This is a genomic window from Xanthomonas sp. SHU 308, from assembly GCF_000364645.1.
GTDB classification, from domain to species: Bacteria; Pseudomonadota; Gammaproteobacteria; order Xanthomonadales; family Xanthomonadaceae; genus Xanthomonas_A; species Xanthomonas_A sontii.
Genome location: NZ_AQOK01000208.1, coordinates 1 through 1695, shown reverse-complemented (window position 1 = coordinate 1695; position 1695 = coordinate 1). Strand labels below are relative to the sequence as shown.

Annotated in this window: 1 protein-coding gene; it reads left to right on the top strand. The window is 66.8% G+C overall.

The features are described from left to right. Positions 1-396 precede the first annotated feature (396 nt). Positions 397-1500, top strand: coding sequence for a glycerophosphodiester phosphodiesterase family protein (locus tag D588_RS0107995; RefSeq protein ID WP_017915595.1), 1104 nt, complete (start codon positions 397-399; stop codon positions 1498-1500). The last annotated feature ends 195 nt before the right edge of the window (positions 1501-1695 follow it).

Below are 1695 nucleotides of genomic sequence, written 5' to 3'. Positions count from 1 at the left end.
CTCCTCCTGTCATCGCAGGTGCATGACAGTTGACTCCTGCAAGGCCTGCCTCGGCCGCGACCGGCGAAGCCTCCGATGCGGCGCCACGCCCCATGGCCTCGCACGCGCAATCCACCCCTGGGCCGTGTCCGCAGCCCCGTCACCGGGAAGCAGTGCGACTCAGACTGCAGCAAATCGCGGCGCAGTCCACAGTCCAGCACGGGGTCGCACCCCGGAAATAAATAATTCACAGTAAGTTATTAGGTTCTCGCCCGACGCCGCCGCCGATCACGGCGGCTCAGGCTCCTGCGCGAGACGTCCGTGCGGAGCGCAACACACGAGATGCCGCCATGCGTCGACCTGACCGGCGCTCGTCCCCCGTGTCTCCCCCTTTCCTTCAGAACCGGACGCAGCCCAATGAAGATCGCATTCGTTCCCTCGCCCCTGGCGCGCGCCTGTCGCGTGCTCGCCGCCCTGACGGTGCTGGCCGTCGTGCCGCAGCTGGCCATGGCCAACTGCAACGACACCGTCGGCACCAAGATGAGCAACATCCTGTTCGGCGACAGCAGCGGCGACACCGTCGTGCTGGCCCACCGCGGTCTGTGGGGCAAGTACGGCAACTTCCCCGACATGCCGGAAAACTCGCGCGGTTCGCTGCAGCTCGCCAACGACCAGTGCATGGACGGCGTGGAACTGGACATCAAGATGACCAGCGACGGCGTGCCGGTGGTGCTGCACGACTGGAACCTCGGTCGCACCACCAACGTGTGGACCAGCCGTGCCGGCGAAACCAAGTACGACCCGATGAGCAACCAGGGCTACAACCCGTCGATCACCGTGACCCCGTGGTCGGTGGTCAGCGGCCTGTTCCTGCTGACCCCCGACCGCCGCACCACCACCGGCTACCACGTGCCGCGCGTGGATGACCTGTTCTCCTACTTCAAGGCGCATGGCCTGAAGACGCCCATCGTGTTCGACATCAAGGACGCCGCCTCGGTGCGTGCGGTGTCGCGCGCGGCCGATGCCGCGTTCTCGGTGGGTGCGTCCAACTTCGTCGCCGCCAAGGTCAATGCCACCCTGTACCCGAGCCGCTCGGCGTTCCGCGCCGACACCACCAGCATGGTCGGCATTCCGGTGTTCACCACCAACATGCTGACCAAGATCAATGTCGACAACGCCATATCGGCCTGGAGCGATACCAAGGAGGCGATGGAGATCAACGTCAAGCAGCTCGGTGGCCTGCTGCAGGGCCAGGCCGACCGCGTGCGCGAGCGCGGCGTGCGCGTGGGCGTGTTCCAGGCGATTCCGGACAGCCCGCTGGCCGGGAAGTTCTACCAGAACAGCGGCGCCTGCTGCTATCAGCTGTCGGACCTGTACTTCTCCTACTCCGGCGGCCGCGACACCGCCGACAACCGTGGCGATCTCAACTTCATCGTCAACCAAGAGGCGTTCAGCCTGATCACCACCGACGACCCGAAGGCGGCGATCGCGTACCTGAAGGCGCGCGGCAAGCACGACTGAGTCCTTGCATGTCCTGGCGGCCGGCCTGCGGTCGGCCGCCTTTTGCGGCTGCGGCGCTTCTGCGTCGCGCGCCGCCCTCTCCTGGAGAAGCGCATGTCCCTGTCTTTCGCCAAATCCGCCGTGGCCAGGTCCATCACCTTGGCCACCTGCGCGCTGGCCGCGTTCGCCGCCCTGGCCGCGCCGGCCGCCGAGCCC